Here is an 18,605-nt window from a genome sequence, read left to right on the forward strand (position 1 = left end):
AGGGATAGCATGTCATTCGTAACCACGACACCGGGAACGTATCAATCAATGTCACTCAATCCCGTTCATCAAATGCTCTCTATAGGAGATGATGTTTGGGTAGTCGCTATGAAGTCTGTTTCCACCTTCACCGTTTATAAGTCGTCCGATCGGGGAGCAACCTTCGCAGAGTTCACTACTACCAACTTTACGTCTTTCGGGCAGAGCGTTTACTCCTCGTCCCTGCGGAGAATGGTCGGACTGTATAAAGTAGGCGGCAAGGCGATGCTCTTGAAGATTGACACTGGACTTAAAGTATTCAACCTAACGGACGACATTTACCTCAAGGGAGCGGCGCTCGCCGTCACGCTAAACAATAACATCATGAGCGCCGCTACGAACGAAGTGAACTCTAACCTGTACGTGTTCTGCTATCGGGGAACAGGCTCCCCTTCTGGTAATCTCACCGCGTACATGCACAAGACGAATATGGCGACGAATCCTACGGGCTTCGATTCCCAATCGCTCACCACGATCTCTACCAACGGCACGACTGGCGCGATATCCAATACGGGGCAATCGTTAAGCTCTGTTGTTGCGAACAGCGGGAAAGTATACCTGTTCTTTGCCCGAGTTACTGTAGCAGGGACCCCTCCTACCTACGGAGGTGTGTTTGTCTCCATACACGATCCTGCGGCAAACACTTGGACCGCCCCGGTTGCGATAACGACTGATACGGACATTAACACCGTCCATGTTCACTATGACACGCAAACGGATATGTTCCATCTGTTCTACCAACAGTACACTTTTGTTTGGGCTTACTACGCCTCCTTCACGTCCGCTGAGTTAACGGGCACAATTACACCAAAGGCGGGAGAAAAGATAGTTCAAGGATCGGGAATTAGTACGTTGAAAAGCGGCTACTTCAATCGTGGGATGCAAGCGCCTGTCTGTATGATTCGGGAGCAGACCAATACTGAGAACCTTTATGTTAGAGGGAGTTCTGGATGGAGGATCATCGACCCTCCTGCGGAGATTAAGGCGGTGCAGTTTAGAATGTTCTCCGCTCAAAACAACAAGGACAATCAAATTGACACCGGAGCGCTTACAAGCACTAGCCTCATATTCGGGAGATTCGCCGCTTTCGCTAATACCCCTCCTGATACGAACTCCGGCGCTCCGACCGCCGCTTACGTTCTGGAGATGCGACGCTACTTGAATGCGAGGCAGACTGAATTGGGGCTTCCCGTTACCGCGTGGGCGAATCCAATCGCCGCAGGAACAGCCGTGAAGGAAGCGGACCTCACGGAGATCATGACCGCTATTACCGCGCTCGCAGGGACCATCGGAAACACCGCCGACCACCCTCTGAGCAATCCGTGGAGCCAGTTGTACTTGAACATCGACGCTACGTCGAATTAGAGGGAGGGGATCATAAATGGCAACGTATAAGGGAATCTCGTTTCCCTTCCGCTTTAACTCCGGGGGAACCACTGCCATGACGGAGTTGAGCCCGGAAGATCTATCTCTGATCTGGGACAGCTTATATTAACAATGGTACACGAAAGAACGAGCACGTCATGCGCCCGGACATGTCATTCAATTTTTAAGCGCTATATATGATTGACAGATCAAGTATAGTACTGCCACAAAAAGCTGTTGCAATGCAAGTTTACGTACAACAGAGTGAGAAACGGGGGTGATGAGTTCTGATTTCTCCTTTGAGATAAACAGCTAGAATTAGAAGAATTCGCAGCTACCAGGAAGCAGTATATGGTCGCTGAATAACAAGTTAGGGCCTCGCTCTGGCGGGGCCTATTCTATGAAGGAGGCGGTGCGCCTCAATGAACCAGGATATTGACCAAGTCGCCAAGCTGGCGCAATTGGCCGAGAAGTACGGCATTGCTCTCATCTTCGCGTTGATCTTCCTTGTGGCGATGCTGTATGTTATGCGGATGGTCGTGACCGGCAAGCTCGTACCGAGGTCGTTGCTGGATAAAGTCGAGCATGATCGGGACGAGCTATTAACGGCACTGATTGAGCAGAAAGACACATATCGATCCATCGCGGGCGTGGTAAGCAACTTAAAAAGGGATGACAACCCAAACGAGAGGAGCGGATAGCGCATGTTCAAATGGCTCATGCGGCTATCCCCCTGGTACCGGGACAAGCAGCGGCAGCTAAACCATGCCTCGATCAAGACGCGAAGCACCATCATCCAATATCGTACCGCATCCCGCGAGCTGCAGGAGGAGATCCGCAGCAACAACTTTGCAAGATACCTCATATATGATAAAGGGGAATGATCCTATGCTTGACTGGATCGACTACGCGCTCCTGGCCGTCTACATGGTGACAGTGGGCAGCGCAACTTATATTTTGGCCGCTCATCGCAAATATTTCCACGAACGATTCCGAAAGGGCGTCGTCAGCGTGTTTATGCTGTCGATGCTCTTTTTTCTTGCGGCTTATGATGCGAAAATGCTGACGGCTGTGTGGTTCCGGGCGAGCGTTGTTTTTGGGTGGCAAACGCAGAGCATAGAAGTCGTCCAGCGGCTTATATGGTTGATCGTAACCGGCGGGACAATGATCGGTCTGTTGCTGATCGCCTATCAGACGTACACGAAGAAATACGACCTATGGATTCGGTTACGCAGCAGGGAAAAGAAAGAGGACCCAACATAATGCAGACCACGCTTGTACGATGGTGTTTGCGCAATCAAGCAAAAAAAATTCTATAATTCACCTGGCAGAGCGAGGACTGCTTGGCATCTAGTTCAGCGAAAATTCGATTCGAAGGTCCAACGAAAAGGCCTTTATAAATCACATTCCAAAGGACTGAGGAGCATGACTGTATATTACAGCCAAGAGGACAAGCGATGGTCATTCATGCCATATACACGGACCGGTGATCCCACGCAGACGATCGGCTCGAGCGCGTGCGGTCCGACATCATTTGCGATGGTCGCCAGCACGTTCACAGACCGAGTCATTCTTCCGCCTGAGGCTGCATCCTTTGCGGTCGAGCACGGCTACAGGACAGCGAACAGCGGCACCGCGTGGAGTTATTTTGACGCGATTGCCCGCTTCTACGGACTCGCAGTGAGGCAGACCGGCAGTCTGTCCGATGCAAAGAAGGCTCTCGCGGCGGGCGCACTCGTTATCGCTACGATGAGCCCGGGCCACCTGACCGGCGGTGGCCATTACGTGCTGCTGGTCGGTATCAATGGTAAGTGGATTGAGGTATTTGATCCGAATCACGACAACACTAAGTATGGTAAAGATGGTCTCATCGATCAAGGAGTTAAAGACGATGGCCGAATCCGCGTGCACGAATCTGTGTTCACGACCGAGGCTCGACAATTTTGGATTTTCCCTAATAAAAGTGAGGAGGAGAATGGACCAATGACGAAAGAAGAACATACAGAGCTTGTGGAGCTGCAAAAGCTTGTTAATGAGCAGAATGCGCAGCTCAAGTCGCTTTCCGAAAAAGTGAAATCGCTCGAGCAATTCCAAATTATGAACGAGCCGCCCACCTGGGCTGCTGACGCTGTCAAGGCGGCTGTAAAATCCAGACTTATCGATACGCCTTCGGGCGGTAGCTACGACTTTTACCGCCTGCTTACCGTACTTGCTCGGAAGGGCGTCATTTAATCCCTCGTATCGATGGTGTGTACTCCTGGGCTCGCCAATCTCGTCCGCATATTCGGTCAAGTCCCCTCATAGGAATGAAGCATGGACTAACCATTCGAAGAGGGGTTGATGTGATGCTTCGCAAGCTGCCGTGGATCGCGGTTGCCCTGGTGCTCGTCGCGACGTTGCTGTCGGGATGCGGCGCAGGCAAGAACGCCGATTCGGTCGTGAAGGATCTGACCAAGTTGTCGGACAAGATGGACAGCTACCAAGGAAGCGGCGTCATGACGCTGCATACCGGGCAGCAGCCGCAGGCTTACAAGGTCGAGGTGTGGTACCAGAAGCCCAACTATTACCGCGTCGCACTGACGAGCGCGAGCCGAGACGTGACGCAGATCGTGCTCCGCAACGACGACGGTGTGTTCGTCCTGACACCGAGCCTGAACAAGAGCTACCGCTTCCAGAGCGACTGGCCGGACAATCAGGGCCAAGTGTACCTGCTGCAGACGCTGCTGCACAGCATCACGGTCGACAATTCGCGACAGTTCGCGGCGGAGAAGGACTCCTACGTCTTTAACGTCATGGCCGGCAATTATCAGAACGGCTCGTTCGCCCGCCAGAAGATCTGGCTGGACAAGAGCGACTATTCTCCGCAGCTCGTCGAGGTGACGGATACAAACTCGAACGTGTTGGTGGACGTGAAGTTCGACAGCTTCGAATTCGGCAAAAAGTTCGACAAGTCCGCGTTCGACATGCAGCAGAACCTCGCGACGCCGAAGGGCGATGCCAGCACGACCGGCGCGCTGCCGGACGCAGTCGCCTCGTCGTCCACCGACGGAACGGGCGCGTCCGCCGATCCGGCGACGGCCAACCCGTCGGCCGAAAATCCGGCGACGGCAGATCCCGCGACCGCAGACCCGGCGGACGGCAGCGATGGCAAAGCCGCCGAACCCGTCGCCGAAATGGCCGCGATCGAGCCCGACCCGCTCATGCTGCCGCAAGGCGTGACACAGGTGGAAGCACCGTTCGACGTGCAGCTCGGCGACGGACAGCAAGGGGTCATGCTGCGCTACAGCGGCACCTACGATTTCTCGATTGTCGAGTCGCAGTCCAAGGACCGCGCGGTCTCGACGCTGGCACAGACGAAGGCGCTCGACCTCGGCTTTACCGTAGGCTTCCTGACCGAAGACGACACGCAGTCGCTGTCCTGGACGTACGACGGCATTGACTATCGTCTGACGACGGTCGACCTGCCGCACGAGGAGATGGTTCGCGTCGCCCAGGCGCTCGTGGATCAATCCGGCAAATAACGTCCGTAACCTTACATTAAGTCGTTTTCATTTACTGCCAAAAGCCGGTCCCAAGACCGGCTTTTTGGCATCCGAGAGACAGATAGCCAAGCTTTGGCTGCCGCTCTTGCGTTGACAGTACGGCCCGCGCCCGGTAACATTACTGTATTAGGCAGCAATCTGTTTTCAGGCAGAAGTAGGTGACGTACTTGGAAGGATACTACAGGCCGACGGTGGCCGCGATCTCGCTGGACGCGCTGCGCGCCAACGTGACCGCGTTCAAGTCGCGCCTATCGCCGGGCACGAGGCTGCTCGCCTCGGTCAAGGCCAACGCATACGGCCACGGCGCGGTCTGGACCGCGCGAGCGGCCGTCGAGGCCGGCGCGGACTATCTCGGCGTCGCCTTTCTGGACGAAGCGCTGCAGCTGCGCGACGCTGGCATCGATACGCCGGTACTCGTGCTTGGGCTGACGCCGTCCGAAGCTTTTCCGATCGCTCGCGAGCGCGGCGTCGCCGTGACGCTGTACCGCGACGATCAACTCGATGCGATCGAACGAATGCCCGTGAACGGGGCGAAGCTCAAAGCGCATGTCAAAGTCGATTCGGGCATGGGCAGGCTCGGGGTTTTGCCGGGACCGGCTGCCGAGCGCTTTCTGGAGAGAGCCTTCAAGCTGCCGCAGCTGGCGGTCGAAGGCTTGTATACGCATTACGCTAGAGCGGATGAGAGCGACAAGAGCTACACGGAGATGCAGGCCGAGCGCTTCGCTTCGGTCGTCGATTACGTCCGGCGTGCCGAACTGCCCATTGCGATCGTACATGCGGGCAACACCGCCGCGGGCATCGATCTGCCGCCCCGGGTCGGCGGCATGCTGCGACTCGGCATCGGCATGTACGGCCTGTATCCGAGCGACGAAGTCCGGCGCGACGAGATTGCTCTTGCGCCGGTCATGTCGCTGCGCACGCGGCTCGCGCATGTCAAGACGCTGGAGGCCGGCGAAGGCATCAGCTACGGCACGCGATACTTCACGGAAAAGCGCGAATCGATCGGCACGCTGCCGATCGGCTACGCCGACGGCTTCAGCCGGATGCTGTCCGGCAAAGCCGAGGTGCTCGTCAGAGGCAGGCGGCATCCCGTCGTCGGCTCGATCTGCATGGATCAGTGCATGGTGCGGCTGGACGAAGGAACGTCCGGCGCTGCGGAGCCCCCTTGGGCGCCCGACGAAGAGGTCGTCTTGTTCGGCCGTCAGGGCGATACGGTGCTGCCGGTCGAGGAGCTCGCCGACAAGCTGGGCACGATTAATTATGAAGTGACCTGCATGATCGCGGCCCGCGTACCGAGGGTGTACGTCAGCGGCGGCAAGGTCGTCGGCGTGGCCAACCCGTTATGGCAGGGATAGCGGCCCGTCGAAGCGTCGGCATTTTTTAATGCCGTCAAGCAGGAATGACGCGCGAACGGCGCGAATGGTATGATATTCGTATATTTCCTTTCAGCTAACGAGATACTGGGAATTATTGCAGCATGGACATTTTTTGGGGGTGCGTGTTCGGTGGCCAATTTGCACAATACGAAGCGGATTATGATCAGTCTGCCCGATCATCTGCTGCGCGAGGTGGACTATGTCGCGGCGAACGAGAATTCCAATCGCAGCGAGGTCGTCCGCCAGGCGATGAAGCAGTACCTGGTCGACAGAAAAAAACGCTTGATCCGCGACGCGATGCAGCGGGGATACCTGGAGATGGCCAAGATCAACCTGAACATGGCATCCGAGGCCTTCCATGCCGAGGAAGACGCCGAGAGCACGCTCGGACGGCTCGTGAGCGGGGTGTAGCGATTGATCGTCAAACGCGGGGATGTGTTCTACGCGGACCTGTCGCCTGTCGTCGGGTCCGAGCAGGGCGGCGTTCGCCCTGTGCTCGTCATACAGAACGATATCGGCAACCGGTTCAGTCCGACGGTCATCGTGGCGGCGATCACGGCGCAGATTCAAAAGGCGAAGCTTCCGACGCATGTGGAGATCGAGGCCAAGGAGCACGGGATGGAGCGCGATTCGGTCGTGCTGCTCGAGCAAATTCGCACGATCGACAAGCAGCGGCTTACGGATAAGATTACGCACTTGGACGAGGAAATGATGAGGAAAGTAGACGAGGCGCTGCTCATCAGCGTCGGTCTGATCGATTTTTAAGAGCGGTTCCTTCTTGAGGGAAGGGATCGTTCTTTTTTTGCGCCTGGGGGCAACAGCGGATTGCAAAGCAGGCAGAGGCGGTGGGAACCGGGCACCAAGCAGAGGCGCCAGGTAGAGACATCCGGCACAAGACATCAGACATCAGACATCAGACAGAGGCATCTGGCAACAGGCACGATGCATCGGACTCAGGGGACGCTAATTCGCAAAACCCGTCCCAATGACGATCGTTTTGGACTGGAGAGGCGCTATTTCCTCGGATCAAGGCTAAAAAAGGTCGTCAATCTCGCAATAGCGCCCCCTGAGTCCGCGATCGGGCCGCGAACAGCGATAGAAACAAGAATAACGGCCCCTCAGTCCGACTTTACAGTTGGCTACGCGCCAATGCGCAAACACAAAGGCCGCACGATCTCTTTTTGCATAAAATATACCACAAATTCGACAAACGCATGCTTGCTTCGCGTAGGTCCTTTGCTGCATAATAGAGATAATGCGGTGAAGCACTAAAGTATTATCCGGCAGTGGGAGGAATTATGGGTACCTACGAGCTAGACGCAAGGATGCGCATTCTGCTGGCCGCCAAGCGGCTTTTCGCACGACAGGGCTTTGACGGGACGACGGTTCGGGCGCTTGGCGTCGAATCGGATACGAATCCCGCGCTCGTGTCGTATTATTTTCAAGGCAAGGACAAGCTTTTCGAAGCGCTGCTGGACGAGTTTTTTCCGATCGAGCTCGTTCGGGAGACGATCGCGGCTCCGCTGGAGCCGATCGCGGGACTGAAGGTGGTCATCCGGGAGATCGTGAAGTTCCAGCTCGAGGACCCCGATCTCGTCCGCGTGATCCAGAACGAGATCGGCAACGAGTCGTGCAGACGCGACTACATTCGAGAGTATCTGACGCCGATCTGGGAGAAAATCCGGTCGCTGCTCGCCGAAGGCAAGCTGCGCGGCGTCTTCCATTACCGCTCGCTCGACAGCGCCTTTCTTTACCTATGGGGAGGGATTACGTACAGGCGCGAATTCAGCTTCTTCGATCCGGTGCTGTCGGAGCCCGTGCCCGACGCGGAGCGGCTGATCGAGGATATGGTCGGATTCGCCCTTGCCGCGCTGCGCTGCCCCGACAATGTCCGGCCTGCGCTCGCGCTTGATGCCGATCCTGCTGACGCTTCCTGACGGAAGCGTCTTTTGTTATGATGGGAAAAGACTTGATCAGAGGGAGCCGAAGTACCATGAATGAAGCGACATTGCCGGACGCGAAGCTGGCGGCGGAGCGCATGATCGCGCAGATCGCATCGGAGCTGAATCTGAAGCCTGCGCAAGTGCGCACGGTGGCGGGACTGCTCGACGAGGGCAACACGATCCCGTTTATCGCCCGCTATCGCAAGGAGATGACCGGCGAGCTGGACGAGAATGTCCTTCGGGCCATCGAGGAGCGCCGCGGCTATCTGAAGCAGCTGGAGGATCGCAAAGGCGAGGTGCTCCGCCTGATCGACGAGCAGGGCAAGCTGACGCCCGAGCTGGCGAAGGCGATCGGCGCCGCGGTCAAGCTGCAGGAGCTCGAAGACCTGTACAGGCCGTACCGGCAAAAGCGCAAGACGCGGGCGAGCGTGGCCAAGGAGCGGGGGCTCGAGCCGCTCGCGAACTGGCTGCTGTCGCAGCCTAGGCAGGGCGATTTGCAGCGCGAGGCGGCCCGATATGTCGACGCCGCCAAGGGCGTCGGCAGCGCGGAGGAGGCCATCCAGGGTGCGATGGACATCGTAGCCGAGGGTATCGCGGACGACGCCGACATCCGCAAGTGGGTGCGCCGCTTCACGTGGGACCAGGGTGTGCTGCAATGCAAGGCCAAAAATGCCGACGCCGAATCCGTGTACGAGATGTACTACAAATACAGCGAGCCGGTCAAACGGCTGCCGCCGCACCGGGTGCTCGCGATCAACCGAGGCGAGCGCGAGGACGTGCTCGGCGTCGGACTCGAGGTGCCGTCGGAACGCGTCGTCGCCGAGCTGCACAGGCGTACGCTCCGTGGGCCGTCTCCGGCGCGGGACGCGCTGGCGGCGGCCGCGGAGGACGCCTACAAGCGGCTGATCGCCCCTTCGATCGAGCGCGAGCTGCGCGCCGAGCTGACGGAGAAGGCGGAGGAGCACGCGATCTCGATCTTTTCCGAGAATCTGCGGAACCTGTTGCTCCAGCCGCCCGTCAAAGGGCAGGTCGTGCTCGGCGTAGACCCTGCCTACCGCACCGGCTGCAAGCTGGCCGTCGTCGACGATACGGGCAAGCTGCTCGAGGTGGCCGTGTCCTATCCGACGCCGCCGCACAACAAGAAGGCGGAGGCCGAGGCGATGTTCCGCAGGCTGATCGGCCAGTACGGCGTCACGCTGATCGTCGTCGGCAACGGCACGGCATCGCGCGAGACGGAGCAGTTCGTCGTGTCGGTCATCAAAGGCATGCCGGAACGCGGATTGCAGTATCTGATCGTAAACGAGGCGGGCGCCAGCGTATATTCGGCGTCCAAGCTTGCGCAGGAGGAGTTCCCCGATCTCGACGTCGCCGAGCGCAGCGCGGTGTCGATCGCGCGCCGGCTTCAGGATCCGCTCGCGGAGCTCGTGAAGATCGAGCCCAAGGCGATCGGCGTCGGACAGTACCAGCACGACGTGTCACAGAAGCGGCTCGACGAGAGCCTCGGCGGCGTCGTGGAGTCGGCGGTCAACCACGTCGGCGTAGACGTTAACACGGCGTCGCCGTCGCTGCTCTCGTACGTGTCGGGCATCAATGCCACACTGGCGAAGAACATCGTCAAGGCGCGCGAAGAGAACGGCAAATTCACCGATCGCAAGCAGCTGCAAAAGGTGCCGCGGCTCGGCGCGAAGGCGTTCGAGCAGTGTGCGGGCTTCCTGCGCATCTCGGACGGCGCGCATCCGCTCGACCGCACGCCGATCCATCCCGAGTCCTACGGCGTCGTGGACAAGCTGTTCAAGGCGCTCGGGCTGAAGCTGGAAGCGATCGGCACCGACGAGGTGAAGGAGCGTCTGCGCGCCGTAAACGCCGCGGAGACGGCCGCCGAGCTGGGCGTCGGTGTGCCGACGCTGCGCGACATTCTCGACAGTCTCCAGCGCCCGGGACGCGATCCTCGCGATGAACTGCCGGCGCCGATTTTTCATACGGACGTACTGGATATCGAGGATCTGAAGCCGGGGATGGAGCTGACCGGCACGGTCCGCAACGTCGTCGACTTCGGTGCGTTTGTCGATATCGGCATCAAGAACGACGGTCTCGTGCATATTTCGCAGATCAGCAACCGGTTCGTGAAGCATCCGACGGAAGTGGTCGCGGTCGGCGACACGGTCAAAGTATGGGTCATGAGCACGGATCTGAAGAAGGGTCGCGTTAGTCTGACGATGAAGGGGCCTGCGGAGGCTTGACGCCGAGATGATCCCGCCCGACATACAGCCGCCCCGAATGCGGCGCAGCATGCTGCGTCCGCATTCGGGGCGGCTGTGATTATGATAGCGATAGGTATGCGTTCAATCCTTGACGGTCGAACGGTCGGTTAGGGACGGTTAATCGCGGCCGCATCCTTTGCGGGCTGGCGATAATAGAAAAACCAGCAGTCGTTCAGCATCTTGATCTGGCGGCGGTCCTTTTTCTGGTAAGCCCTCATCATCTGATTGCACAGCCATTGCGGCATAGCCGTCGTCCTCCTCCACTGTCATGCTGTACTAATACCTTATGGAGCGGAAAGGCGAACCGTGCAGGTCCGACTGCTGGAATTAAGGTAAAAAATCAGGCCGCGCGTCGAACGATGGAGACTAGAGAAGGCCTTCTTCCTCGTACCACTGCTCGAGCTGCGCCTGCAGGGCGCGAATCTCCGTCAGCAGCGAGACGAGCGGGTACTCGCCTTCCCGTACGGCGGCGAATGTCGCTTCGAGCTCGTTGACGTAGTCCATGCCGCCGATTCGTTCGGCCGCACCCTCCATCAGATCCAGGCTGCCTACCTCAGCGACGGCTCTAGGCAGCGCCGGTACGTTGTCCGCCGTCAGCTTGGACAGCTCCTTGTGCAGTCTAAGGTTCAGCGCGCTAAGCTGATAGGCGTGAGATGCGGGCATCTCGACGAACAGGAGGCTGCCGTCGGCGCGTTGCAGCAATACGTGGGTCATGTCGGGCATGAGTCAGATGGTCTCCCCTCGGCAAATTCTACTTGACAGTGTAGCCCAACCCGTGGCTACAATTCAAGTAGAACAAGGCATAGGCAGGAAGGCAGGCTCCTTTAATGGACAACCGTGAATTACAGCAGTGGGTGGAGGCATTGTCTCTGCAATGGTTCGGCAGGCCTTTCCTGCACAAGGCCGCGTTCAACAGCAGGCTGAGGACGACAGGCGGCCGTTACTTCACCAAAAGCCATCATATCGAGATCAGCCCGCATCAGCTCGCAATCAATGGAGCTGAAGAGACGGAGCGCATCATCAAGCACGAGCTGTGCCACTACCATCTGCACCTGCTCGGTCGAGGCTACCGCCATCGCGACGCCGAGTTCAAGACGCTGCTTGCGCAAGTCGGCGCCACGCTTTATTGTCAGGCGCTGCCGGGCGCCCGCCGCAGCTTGCCGGTCCGCTATCATCTGGTATGCAGGGCCTGTGGCATGTCTTATCCGCGCAAGCGCAAGACCGATCCGCGCAAGTACGTTTGCGGCCGGTGCAAAGGCAAGCTTCGACTCGAAGAAGCCGCGCCGGAGAAGGCCGTTGCCATGGCTGGACAGGCGATGCACAATTAGTTTAAAAAAAGTTTGTGCACAGTGCTTGACTCATTTAAGGACATATGATAAATTAATCAATGTCGCTTTTGAGAAAAACGTTCCCTGATAGCTCAGTCGGTAGAGCACTCGACTGTTAATCGAGTTGTCACAGGTTCGAGTCCTGTTCGGGGAGCCAGTTCTGGAGAGATACCCAAGTGGCTCAAGGGGACCCTCTGCTAAGGGGTTAGACTGCGCAAGTGGTGCGAGGGTTCGAATCCCTCTCTCTCCGCCACTACAGCGACATGACGAAGGATTGCCGAATAGGCAATCCTTTTTTATTTTGTTTGAACACACCTCTCATGATGTCGAGCAGGGCGGGGTATTCCTGGTCAGCAACAAACACGCGGCTCACGCCGTCGAGCAGGGCGGGGTAGTCCTGGTCGGGAACAAACACGCGGTTCATGATGTCGAGCAGGGCGGGGTAGTCCTGGCCAGGAACAAACACCCCACTCACGAAGTCGAGCAGGGCGGATTAGTCCTGGTTAGGAACAAACACGCGGGTCACTAAGTCGAGCAGGGCGGGGTAGTTCTGGTCAGGAACAAACAACCTTCTCGATGCGACGCAAAGGACGAACAAGTCTCGATTAGAAACAAACAAACACGCTCATTCGAACTACATCGCTCAAATCGTGCGAATGCGAACAACGTTTACCCCCGAGCGAGACTTCCCAGTATGCCGTACAAGCAGTTACATCCCATCAAGCCTTCCTGATCGCCGGCTTGTCCTTTGCACCCTGGTTAGCGACCTGCCTCGGCCGCAGCAATCCGGCTAGCGGATGGATCTCCCCGCGCAGACGCGCCACCAACATGCTTGCGGCCAGCATCGCGTAGACAGTGCCGTTGCCACCGTAGCCGAGCGCATGGAAGAGACCGGGCATCTCCGGATGCTCGCCGATGAAAGGCAGGTCGTCCGGCGATTCGCCGAATGCCCCGCTCCAGGCGTACTCGGCTTCGAAGCTGCGGCCCGGGAACAACGCCCCGAGCTCGGCGAGCAGCTTGTCGGTTCGCGCTTGCAGCGTCCATCCGCCGTCCGCGGAGTCCCGCATGGCTTCGTCAAGCCCGCCGGCGATGATCCGGCCGTCAGGCGTGGTGCGGAAGTAGAAGTAGGGTCGCGCGGTTTCCCACATCATCAAGTCGGGGCGCCATTCGGACGGAACCGAGTCCGGCCGCGTCGCAAGCGCGAATGTGCGGCGAAGGAGCGGTTCGCTTCCGGCAGCGCCATCGACGCCGGGGAGATAGCCTGTTGCGCGTACGACCGTGTGTGCAAGTATCTCTCCGCCGTCGCAGGTCAAGACGAACCAGTCGCCTCTTCTTCGCATGCTCGTCACGCTTGTGTGCTCGAAGACGCGGACACCGCTGCGTGCCGCCTGCGCGATCAAGCCGTGGGCGAAGCGAACGGGATTGAGCTCGGCATCGCCATGCGTCACGAGCGCTTCGGGATAACGCGCCTTGAAGCCGGGACCGACTCCTGCGGGGGAGCCCCAATCGGCAGCAAAGCCATGCCGGCGGAGCATCTCGTATTCACGGCGCAGCTTAGTCGCGTCGCCGGTCTCCGAGGCGCAGTAGAGGCTGGCGCGGGCGCGATAGCCGCCGTCTTGTGGAATGGCGGCCGCGAGCAAGCTAAGGTCGTTCACGGCCTTATAGCTATGCGCGTAAAACGCGACCGCGTCCTTTTCGCCGATCCGGTCCGCCAATTCGCTTAGCATGATATCGCTCGAATACTGGATGAGGCCCGTATTGGCGGCCGTGCTGGCGCAAGCGACCCGTTTCTCTTCGACGAGTACGGCGGGAATGTCGGCTTCTGCGAGGGTTGCCGCGCAGATCGCGCCGGTCATTCCGCCGCCGACGATCGCGACCTGCGTCATCGCGCGTTCGCGCAGAGAGGGATATGTAGGGAAGAAAGACATCGTTTTTGGCCAGTACAGGGAACCGTCGTGCAGCTTGAATTCATTCATAACGAATAGCCCCTTTGTCGAATCCGTATTACTTCTTGCTTAACCGGATACAACAACCGTTGAAACGAGGGGCGAGGCGGGCGATTACAGCCATTTTTTTCGCTTATAGAACCACCAGAGAGATCCTGCAATTACAGCCATGACGAGCAGCACGGCGGGGTAGCCGTATTTCCAGCGCAGCTCGGGCATATCGTGGAAGTTCATGCCGTACAGGCCGACGACAAAGGTCAGGGGGAGGAAAATGGAGCTGACGATCGTGAGCGTCTTCATGATCTCGTTCATGCGATCCGACTTCATGTTGATCTGCAGCTCGAGGAGACCCGACAGCGACTCGCGGAAGCCGTCAATCGAATCGAGCACGCGCGATACATGATCGTAGATATCGATGAAATATACATCCGCTTCCTCTCTGGTATAAGGAAACTGATGATGCGTCAGCTGCGCGAGCGCCGCTTTTTCGTCCGCCATAATGCGCCTGATCGTATGGAGCTTCCTTTTGAGGCGAAAAACGTCTCCGGCGATCTTGACATGCGGATTGCGGAAGACGGCCCGCTCGTGTTTGTCGAGCACGTTTTCCACCTTGTCGGTCAGATCCGCATAGTCGTCGACGCAGCGGTCGAGCAGGCGGTAGAGGATGACGCCGGAAAAAGTCATGAAGCGTTCGGGCGCGGCGCGGAAGTCCCGCTCCGCCGCTTCGACCGAGCTCGCGGACTGAGGGGCTACCGTGATGACGTAGTTGGGGCCGATGACATGCTCCGTCTCGATCGTCGTCAGATCCTGTCCGACCTCGAAGAAGGTGAGGAGCAGATGTTTGTCGTAGCGGTCGAGCTTGGGACGCTGGTTCAGCTTGACGCAGTCCTCGACGATAAGCGGATGACAGCAGAACACATCTCGCAGCACGCGCTCGATCTCCTCCTGCGAGGCGGCGATCAGCGGCACCCAGGCGACTTCGCCCTCGCTAGGCACCCGCACGGCCGTCTCCTCCACGCGCTGCGTCGATTCGTTATATAGAAGCATTTGAGTCATGATGGATGCCCCTTTCTTGGTCTTAGCATACACCACAAAAAAACTTTTAAAAAATTGCGTAAAGGTACTTGCGAATCGGCAAAGCGTGTTATATAATCATTTTTGTCGCCCGAGAGGGAACGAGATAAACAAGCGAATTGATGCTAATGCGGCCCGTTGGTCAAGCGGTTAAGACACCTCCCTTTCACGGAGGTAACGGGGGTTCGATTCCCCCACGGGTCACCAACTTCAGTACGAGCCATTAGCTCAGTTGGTAGAGCACCTGACTTTTAATCAGGGTGTCGAAGGTTCGAGTCCTTCATGGCTCACCACCTTCGATCGGCAAGATCGGTTGACGCAAGGAAGACGCTTCAAGAAGTTCCCCGGCACTGCCGCTTGGAGAACATCAACACTTTAATTATGCGGTCGTGGCGGAATGGCAGACGCACCAGCTTGAGGGGCTGGCGGTAGCAATACCGTGGAGGTTCGAGTCCTCTCGACCGCACCATAACTCAAATGATGAAATCCCTTGATGCATGAGGGATTTTTTTATTTTTACCGGAGCGGTGAGGGTTCGATCGTTGGGGAATGCTTGTTCTTATTTTCGTGCGTGGAAGCGACGAGGGAGCGAACTTTCAATTCGTACCTGCGCGCGGATCGAACTGGTCGAACTTGTCCGCTGTCGCCCGGCTCGCCTTTTCGTGACATGCGCATCCAGATCAGCTGTAATTGAATACTGGGAGTGACGCGAACGTTCTTGGATAATCTTCAGATCCGTGTCGTTCTCCAGTAATAACGTTGCGGTCGTGTGCCGAAGGTCATGCAGCCGAATATGTTTCAACTCATGCCGCGCGAGGAATTTCTTCCACCATTGCGACGGATTCGAAAAGTACATTGTTTCCCGTAGCCGGCATGGAATACATATCGACGTCCGTCCGTACTTTTCCATTTGTCTCGCATCTGCATGTAATTCTTTTTCCACGATCGTTCATATTTCTTTAGCTCGTCCATATACCACTTTGGCATATCAACCGTGGCTTCGGAATCTTCCGTCTTGGGGGCCGCGATAATCGCTTTTCCATCCACGGTCAATGAGATGCTCTCGTCGACCCGGATTGTTCCGGCTTCGAAGTCCACATCATCCCACGTCGGGGCCACTAACTCACCGCGCCCGAAGCCGCCGATCAGAGCTCCAAGCATAAACAGCCTCCACATTGCGCCTTGCCGACGCGACGCAGAGGCCAATTACGCCTACTACGTCCTCCACTAATTAAAAATCCTGCCTCATTCCTTGGTGCAGATAGCCGTCACGAGTGGGCAGCCATCTTCTATGCCATGATTGATATTCGTGTCGAAAGAAAACGTAAAGACAAAATAAATAGAAAAAAATAGTAGCCTTCACAGTATTCCGTCTGTTATATTTAGGACATATTTCCTGATATGGAGGATGCAGAATGACAGGTTCTAAAGTACTAAAGTGGGTTACGGGTGCTCTTGAAATATTCTTGGGTATCCCCGTTCTCGGAGGATTGATAGTAATTGGTTTTTCGTACGTTCCGCTTTTCGTAATGTTCGTACTGCATATCGTAACGTTGGTTCTTTCCACAAAAAATCAAGAAGTGAAGTATGGATCAATTCTAGGGATCGTAACCTCGTTAGTAGCATGGATTCCGTTCGTGGGTATGATCATGCACATTATCACAGGTATTCTTTTGATGGTTAGTGCTGCAAAAAAAGAACAGAATCAAACATACATTCAACCACCTGCTCCTGGTGGATTTTAAGAGTCGAATACACTGACGCCTCCACTAAAAAGCGGGGGCATTTTTATTTTTTAAATGTAGTACTGAGGTGAAACGATGGCGATGGTCAGCGCAAGACTGCAAACTGGCTGTAAGTGCGGACGTATCACGACGGCTATCATCTGTTCGACAAGGAGATGCTGTTCAACCTGAAGGACGATCCGTTCGAGCAGCATAACGTAGCCGGCGTGCGTCCGGAGCTGTGCAAGGAAACCGTCTATCTTCTATATGAATGGCAGGACGGCATTATGGCGTCGATGAAGCATGACGTCGACCCGCTTTGGATGGTCATCAAGGAAGGCGGCCCGGCGCATGCGAAGGGCGAGCTGCCACGTTATGTCGAGCGGCTGAAGGAGACGGGCCGAGGTCATTCCGTTCCCGAGCTAATGAAACGCCACCCTGCCGAGTTAGAGTCTCGATAAGGGCTACTGCGTGCGTGTTATACTAAAGGCAACCTAGCGAAAAATGAGGGACGCCCAGATGAACATAAGCACAGCCCGCCGCGCGACGCTTCTCCCGTTAACCGCATTGCTGTGCCTGTCCGCGTTGTCAGCGTGCCGTTAGGCAGTTCCGAGCGGCACCGGGAAGACTTCCAATGCGGAGCCCGTCACGCTTCAAATCATGCTATAGGGGGACAAGCCCAGACACTTCGACGACGTGGTCGCCGAATTCGAGCGGCAAACAATGGATACACTTCGCCCGAAGCTCGACGTGACCTTTACGCCCCAGGCCGACTACGTCAACAATCTCAAGCTCTAGCTCGAGCTCGCGGCGGGCGGCCCGGTCGATATCGCGATTGCGGCGGCGGACTTGTCGCCTTCCGGTCGCCCTACTGGGGAAGGACTTACGTAAGCTTCAATCCGGGCGATTAGGACTACCCGCTCAAGGCGGTCAGCCCGAACGGCGGACCGGGGGGCTGGGAGTACTTTGTGTGGGGAGCCGCAAACGTTCCTAACGCCACGATCGTGTCGCGTTCTCAACCAAAAGGGATGAAGCCGAAGGCTGCTCGGCTTCATCCCTTTTTGCGTTTCACCGCCCGTTGCCTATTCGTCCACCATCCGGTTCGTGAGCGAGCCCAGCTTTTCGATCTCGATCGTGACGATGTCGCCGTGCTTCAGGTACACGCGCTCCTCGGGCGGGCGGCCGAGGACGACGCCTTCCGGCGTGCCGGTCAAGATGACGTCGCCCGGATACAGCGTCATATGCTGCGACACGTAGCTGACGATCTCGTCGCACGGGAAGATCATGTCCGACGTGTTGGAGTTCTGCCGCACTTCTCCGTTGACGAGCGATCGCATGGCAAGCGCGTTCGGATCGCCGACTTCTTCGGACGTGACGAGGTACGGTCCGAGCGGACTGAATTTGTCGAGCGATTTGCCGAGCAGCCATTGATGCGTGCGCATCTGCAGGTCTCTCGCGGACAGATCGTTGACGCAGCAGTAGCCGAATACGTAGTCCAGCGCTTCGTCCTTGCTTACGTATTTGGCGTCCCGGCCGATGACGATGGCGAGCTCCGCTTCGTAATCGACCTCGCTCGTCACCCGGTTCGGCAGCGGGATCTCGTCGCCATGGGCGGCAAGCGTATTGCTGAATTTGTTGAACAGGATCGGGTATTCCGGGATCGGCGCGTTCGATTCTTCGGCATGCTTGCGATAGTTTAAGCCGATGCAGATGATCTTGCCCGGTGCGGTCACGCACGGGCCGAACCGGACGTCGCTCTCCTGCAGCAGGAAGGCTTGCGGCGATGCCGGCAATTGACCGATATAACGTTCGACCGCAGCGACCGCTTCTTTTCCGCCGCGAATCAAGTCCATTGCTTCAGTGGGCACGCCCTGCGCCGGCACGGCTTCCAGCGCTTTGCGCAGATGCACGATTTGTTCTCCTCTAACAACGCCCAAAGCGAGCTTATCTTCTTCCCGAATTGTTACGAATCTCATCGCTTAAGTCTCCTTCTCGCAGTATCTAAAA

Annotated in this window: 22 protein-coding genes and 5 tRNA genes; 19 read left to right on the forward strand and 8 right to left on the reverse strand. The window is 57.3% G+C overall.

Annotated features, from left to right (window positions below):
• The first annotated feature begins 9 nt into the window (after positions 1 to 9).
• From KVT38_RS18925 to KVT38_RS18975, 11 genes are all read left to right on the forward strand, one after another.
• Positions 10 to 1,404 (forward strand): hypothetical protein, encoded by a 1,395-nt coding sequence (locus tag KVT38_RS18925; RefSeq protein ID WP_217595313.1) that lies wholly within the window; start codon positions 10 to 12, stop codon positions 1,402 to 1,404.
• 422 nt (positions 1,405 to 1,826) lie between these two features.
• Entirely contained in the window at positions 1,827 to 2,105 is a 279-nt protein-coding gene (locus KVT38_RS18930; protein WP_217595314.1) for a hypothetical protein, read from the forward strand.
• Between the two features lie 3 nt (positions 2,106 to 2,108).
• A complete protein-coding gene (locus tag KVT38_RS18935) occupies positions 2,109 to 2,288 on the forward strand; it encodes a hypothetical protein (RefSeq protein WP_217595315.1) in 180 nt (59 codons plus the stop codon).
• A gap of 4 nt (positions 2,289 to 2,292) precedes the next feature.
• Entirely contained in the window at positions 2,293 to 2,667 is a 375-nt protein-coding gene (locus tag KVT38_RS18940) for a hypothetical protein (protein ID WP_217595316.1), read from the forward strand.
• A 162-nt stretch (positions 2,668 to 2,829) separates the two neighbouring features.
• Entirely contained in the window at positions 2,830 to 3,636 is an 807-nt protein-coding gene (locus KVT38_RS18945; RefSeq protein WP_217595317.1) for a C39 family peptidase, read from the forward strand.
• A gap of 113 nt (positions 3,637 to 3,749) precedes the next feature.
• Positions 3,750 to 4,925, forward strand: a complete 1,176-nt coding sequence (locus KVT38_RS18950) for a DUF4367 domain-containing protein (protein ID WP_217595361.1) — start codon at positions 3,750 to 3,752, stop codon at positions 4,923 to 4,925.
• A 188-nt stretch (positions 4,926 to 5,113) separates the two neighbouring features.
• Positions 5,114 to 6,301: an alanine racemase gene (alr, locus tag KVT38_RS18955; RefSeq protein ID WP_217595362.1), complete on the forward strand. Its 1,188-nt coding sequence runs from the start codon at positions 5,114 to 5,116 to the stop codon at positions 6,299 to 6,301.
• A gap of 150 nt (positions 6,302 to 6,451) precedes the next feature.
• Positions 6,452 to 6,733 carry a CopG family ribbon-helix-helix protein gene (locus tag KVT38_RS18960; RefSeq protein WP_090114402.1) on the forward strand — a complete coding sequence of 94 codons (282 nt, stop codon included), beginning with the start codon at positions 6,452 to 6,454 and terminating at the stop codon, positions 6,731 to 6,733.
• A 3-nt stretch (positions 6,734 to 6,736) separates the two neighbouring features.
• Complete coding sequence (locus tag KVT38_RS18965; RefSeq protein ID WP_090114400.1) at positions 6,737 to 7,087, forward strand: type II toxin-antitoxin system PemK/MazF family toxin; 351 nt, start codon at positions 6,737 to 6,739, stop codon at positions 7,085 to 7,087.
• A gap of 533 nt (positions 7,088 to 7,620) precedes the next feature.
• Entirely contained in the window at positions 7,621 to 8,259 is a 639-nt protein-coding gene (locus tag KVT38_RS18970; protein ID WP_217595318.1) for a TetR/AcrR family transcriptional regulator, read from the forward strand.
• A 56-nt stretch (positions 8,260 to 8,315) separates the two neighbouring features.
• Complete coding sequence (locus tag KVT38_RS18975) at positions 8,316 to 10,505, forward strand: Tex family protein (RefSeq protein WP_254639347.1); 2,190 nt, start codon at positions 8,316 to 8,318, stop codon at positions 10,503 to 10,505.
• 128 nt (positions 10,506 to 10,633) lie between these two features.
• On the opposite strand, the gene cmpA is transcribed toward KVT38_RS18975, so the two are convergent.
• Positions 10,634 to 10,771 (reverse strand): cortex morphogenetic protein CmpA, encoded by a 138-nt coding sequence (gene cmpA / locus KVT38_RS18980; RefSeq protein WP_217595319.1) that lies wholly within the window; start codon positions 10,769 to 10,771, stop codon positions 10,634 to 10,636.
• Between the two features lie 121 nt (positions 10,772 to 10,892).
• The gene (locus KVT38_RS18985; protein ID WP_217595320.1) at positions 10,893 to 11,249 is read right to left on the reverse strand and encodes a hydrolase/acyltransferase; all 357 of its coding nucleotides are present in this window, start codon (positions 11,247 to 11,249) and stop codon (positions 10,893 to 10,895) included.
• Between the two features lie 104 nt (positions 11,250 to 11,353).
• On the opposite strand from KVT38_RS18985, the gene KVT38_RS18990 reads away from it, so the two are divergent.
• The 3 genes from KVT38_RS18990 to KVT38_RS19000 all read left to right on the forward strand — a co-directional run bounded on the left by KVT38_RS18990 (position 11,354) and on the right by KVT38_RS19000 (position 12,107).
• Positions 11,354 to 11,854: a SprT family protein gene (locus KVT38_RS18990; protein ID WP_217595321.1), complete on the forward strand. Its 501-nt coding sequence runs from the start codon at positions 11,354 to 11,356 to the stop codon at positions 11,852 to 11,854.
• Positions 11,855 to 11,935: 81 nt separating this feature from the next.
• Positions 11,936 to 12,011: transfer RNA gene (locus KVT38_RS18995), tRNA-Asn, on the forward strand.
• 5 nt (positions 12,012 to 12,016) lie between these two features.
• Positions 12,017 to 12,107, forward strand: a tRNA-Ser gene (locus tag KVT38_RS19000).
• On the opposite strand, the gene KVT38_RS19005 is transcribed toward KVT38_RS19000, so the two are convergent.
• The 3 genes from KVT38_RS19005 to corA form a co-directional block, all read right to left on the reverse strand.
• Positions 12,108 to 12,320 carry a hypothetical protein gene (locus KVT38_RS19005; RefSeq protein ID WP_217595322.1) on the reverse strand — a complete coding sequence of 71 codons (213 nt, stop codon included), beginning with the start codon at positions 12,318 to 12,320 and terminating at the stop codon, positions 12,108 to 12,110. It abuts the tRNA gene before it with no gap.
• Positions 12,321 to 12,573: 253 nt separating this feature from the next.
• A complete protein-coding gene (locus KVT38_RS19010) occupies positions 12,574 to 13,830 on the reverse strand; it encodes an NAD(P)/FAD-dependent oxidoreductase (protein WP_217595323.1) in 1,257 nt (418 codons plus the stop codon).
• Positions 13,831 to 13,914: 84 nt separating this feature from the next.
• Positions 13,915 to 14,856 carry a magnesium/cobalt transporter CorA gene (corA, locus tag KVT38_RS19015; RefSeq protein ID WP_217595324.1) on the reverse strand — a complete coding sequence of 314 codons (942 nt, stop codon included), beginning with the start codon at positions 14,854 to 14,856 and terminating at the stop codon, positions 13,915 to 13,917.
• A gap of 150 nt (positions 14,857 to 15,006) precedes the next feature.
• Between corA and KVT38_RS19020 the strand changes: the two genes are divergently transcribed.
• From KVT38_RS19020 to KVT38_RS19030, 3 genes are all read left to right on the forward strand, one after another.
• Positions 15,007 to 15,081 (forward strand) — tRNA-Glu (locus tag KVT38_RS19020).
• A 10-nt stretch (positions 15,082 to 15,091) separates the two neighbouring features.
• Positions 15,092 to 15,167: transfer RNA gene (locus KVT38_RS19025), tRNA-Lys, on the forward strand.
• Between the two features lie 90 nt (positions 15,168 to 15,257).
• A tRNA-Leu gene (locus KVT38_RS19030) sits at positions 15,258 to 15,343 on the forward strand.
• A 90-nt stretch (positions 15,344 to 15,433) separates the two neighbouring features.
• Here KVT38_RS19030 and KVT38_RS35565 read toward each other — a convergent pair.
• Together KVT38_RS35565 and KVT38_RS34850 are read right to left on the reverse strand one after the other, a co-directional pair.
• Complete coding sequence (locus KVT38_RS35565) at positions 15,434 to 15,784, reverse strand: tyrosine-type recombinase/integrase (protein WP_368859127.1); 351 nt, start codon at positions 15,782 to 15,784, stop codon at positions 15,434 to 15,436.
• Positions 15,673 to 16,035 (reverse strand): site-specific integrase, encoded by a 363-nt coding sequence (locus KVT38_RS34850; RefSeq protein ID WP_254639348.1) that lies wholly within the window; start codon positions 16,033 to 16,035, stop codon positions 15,673 to 15,675. The genes KVT38_RS35565 and KVT38_RS34850 overlap by 112 nt, the downstream gene beginning before the upstream one ends.
• A gap of 254 nt (positions 16,036 to 16,289) precedes the next feature.
• On the opposite strand from KVT38_RS34850, the gene KVT38_RS19040 reads away from it, so the two are divergent.
• Both KVT38_RS19040 and KVT38_RS19045 read left to right on the forward strand, forming a co-directional pair.
• Complete coding sequence (locus KVT38_RS19040) at positions 16,290 to 16,619, forward strand: hypothetical protein (protein ID WP_217595326.1); 330 nt, start codon at positions 16,290 to 16,292, stop codon at positions 16,617 to 16,619.
• A gap of 113 nt (positions 16,620 to 16,732) precedes the next feature.
• Complete coding sequence (locus KVT38_RS19045; protein ID WP_217595327.1) at positions 16,733 to 17,059, forward strand: hypothetical protein; 327 nt, start codon at positions 16,733 to 16,735, stop codon at positions 17,057 to 17,059.
• A gap of 621 nt (positions 17,060 to 17,680) precedes the next feature.
• Here the strand turns inward: KVT38_RS19045 and KVT38_RS19050 are convergent.
• Complete coding sequence (locus tag KVT38_RS19050) at positions 17,681 to 18,574, reverse strand: fumarylacetoacetate hydrolase family protein (RefSeq protein WP_217595328.1); 894 nt, start codon at positions 18,572 to 18,574, stop codon at positions 17,681 to 17,683.
• Positions 18,575 to 18,605: the final 31 nt, after the last annotated feature.

This window comes from Cohnella sp. GbtcB17, from assembly GCF_019091135.1.
Lineage (GTDB): Bacteria > Bacillota > Bacilli > Paenibacillales > Paenibacillaceae > Cohnella.

Bases quoted from the DNA above. Each gene is read 5' to 3' on its own strand.
- KVT38_RS18970 (WP_217595318.1), top strand. From the start codon at position 7,621: ATGGGTACCTACGAGCTAGACGCAAGGATGCGCATTCTGCTGGCCGCC.
- KVT38_RS19010 (WP_217595323.1), bottom strand. From the start codon at position 13,830: ATGAATGAATTCAAGCTGCACGACGGTTCCCTGTACTGGCCAAAAACG.
- KVT38_RS35565 (WP_368859127.1), bottom strand. From the start codon at position 15,784: ATGGAAAAGTACGGACGGACGTCGATATGTATTCCATGCCGGCTACGG.
- KVT38_RS19040 (WP_217595326.1), top strand. From the start codon at position 16,290: ATGACAGGTTCTAAAGTACTAAAGTGGGTTACGGGTGCTCTTGAAATA.
- KVT38_RS19050 (WP_217595328.1), bottom strand. From the start codon at position 18,574: ATGAGATTCGTAACAATTCGGGAAGAAGATAAGCTCGCTTTGGGCGTT.
- KVT38_RS34850 (WP_254639348.1), bottom strand. From the start codon at position 16,035: ATGCTTGGAGCTCTGATCGGCGGCTTCGGGCGCGGTGAGTTAGTGGCC.
- KVT38_RS18940 (WP_217595316.1), top strand. From the start codon at position 2,293: ATGCTTGACTGGATCGACTACGCGCTCCTGGCCGTCTACATGGTGACA.
- KVT38_RS18925 (WP_217595313.1), top strand. From the start codon at position 10: ATGTCATTCGTAACCACGACACCGGGAACGTATCAATCAATGTCACTC.
- KVT38_RS18930 (WP_217595314.1), top strand. From the start codon at position 1,827: ATGAACCAGGATATTGACCAAGTCGCCAAGCTGGCGCAATTGGCCGAG.
- corA (WP_217595324.1), bottom strand. From the start codon at position 14,856: ATGACTCAAATGCTTCTATATAACGAATCGACGCAGCGCGTGGAGGAG.
- KVT38_RS18945 (WP_217595317.1), top strand. From the start codon at position 2,830: ATGACTGTATATTACAGCCAAGAGGACAAGCGATGGTCATTCATGCCA.
- KVT38_RS18950 (WP_217595361.1), top strand. From the start codon at position 3,750: ATGCTTCGCAAGCTGCCGTGGATCGCGGTTGCCCTGGTGCTCGTCGCG.
- cmpA (WP_217595319.1), bottom strand. From the start codon at position 10,771: ATGCCGCAATGGCTGTGCAATCAGATGATGAGGGCTTACCAGAAAAAG.
- KVT38_RS18935 (WP_217595315.1), top strand. From the start codon at position 2,109: ATGTTCAAATGGCTCATGCGGCTATCCCCCTGGTACCGGGACAAGCAG.
- KVT38_RS18990 (WP_217595321.1), top strand. From the start codon at position 11,354: ATGGACAACCGTGAATTACAGCAGTGGGTGGAGGCATTGTCTCTGCAA.
- KVT38_RS18975 (WP_254639347.1), top strand. From the start codon at position 8,316: ATGAATGAAGCGACATTGCCGGACGCGAAGCTGGCGGCGGAGCGCATG.
- KVT38_RS18985 (WP_217595320.1), bottom strand. From the start codon at position 11,249: ATGCCCGACATGACCCACGTATTGCTGCAACGCGCCGACGGCAGCCTC.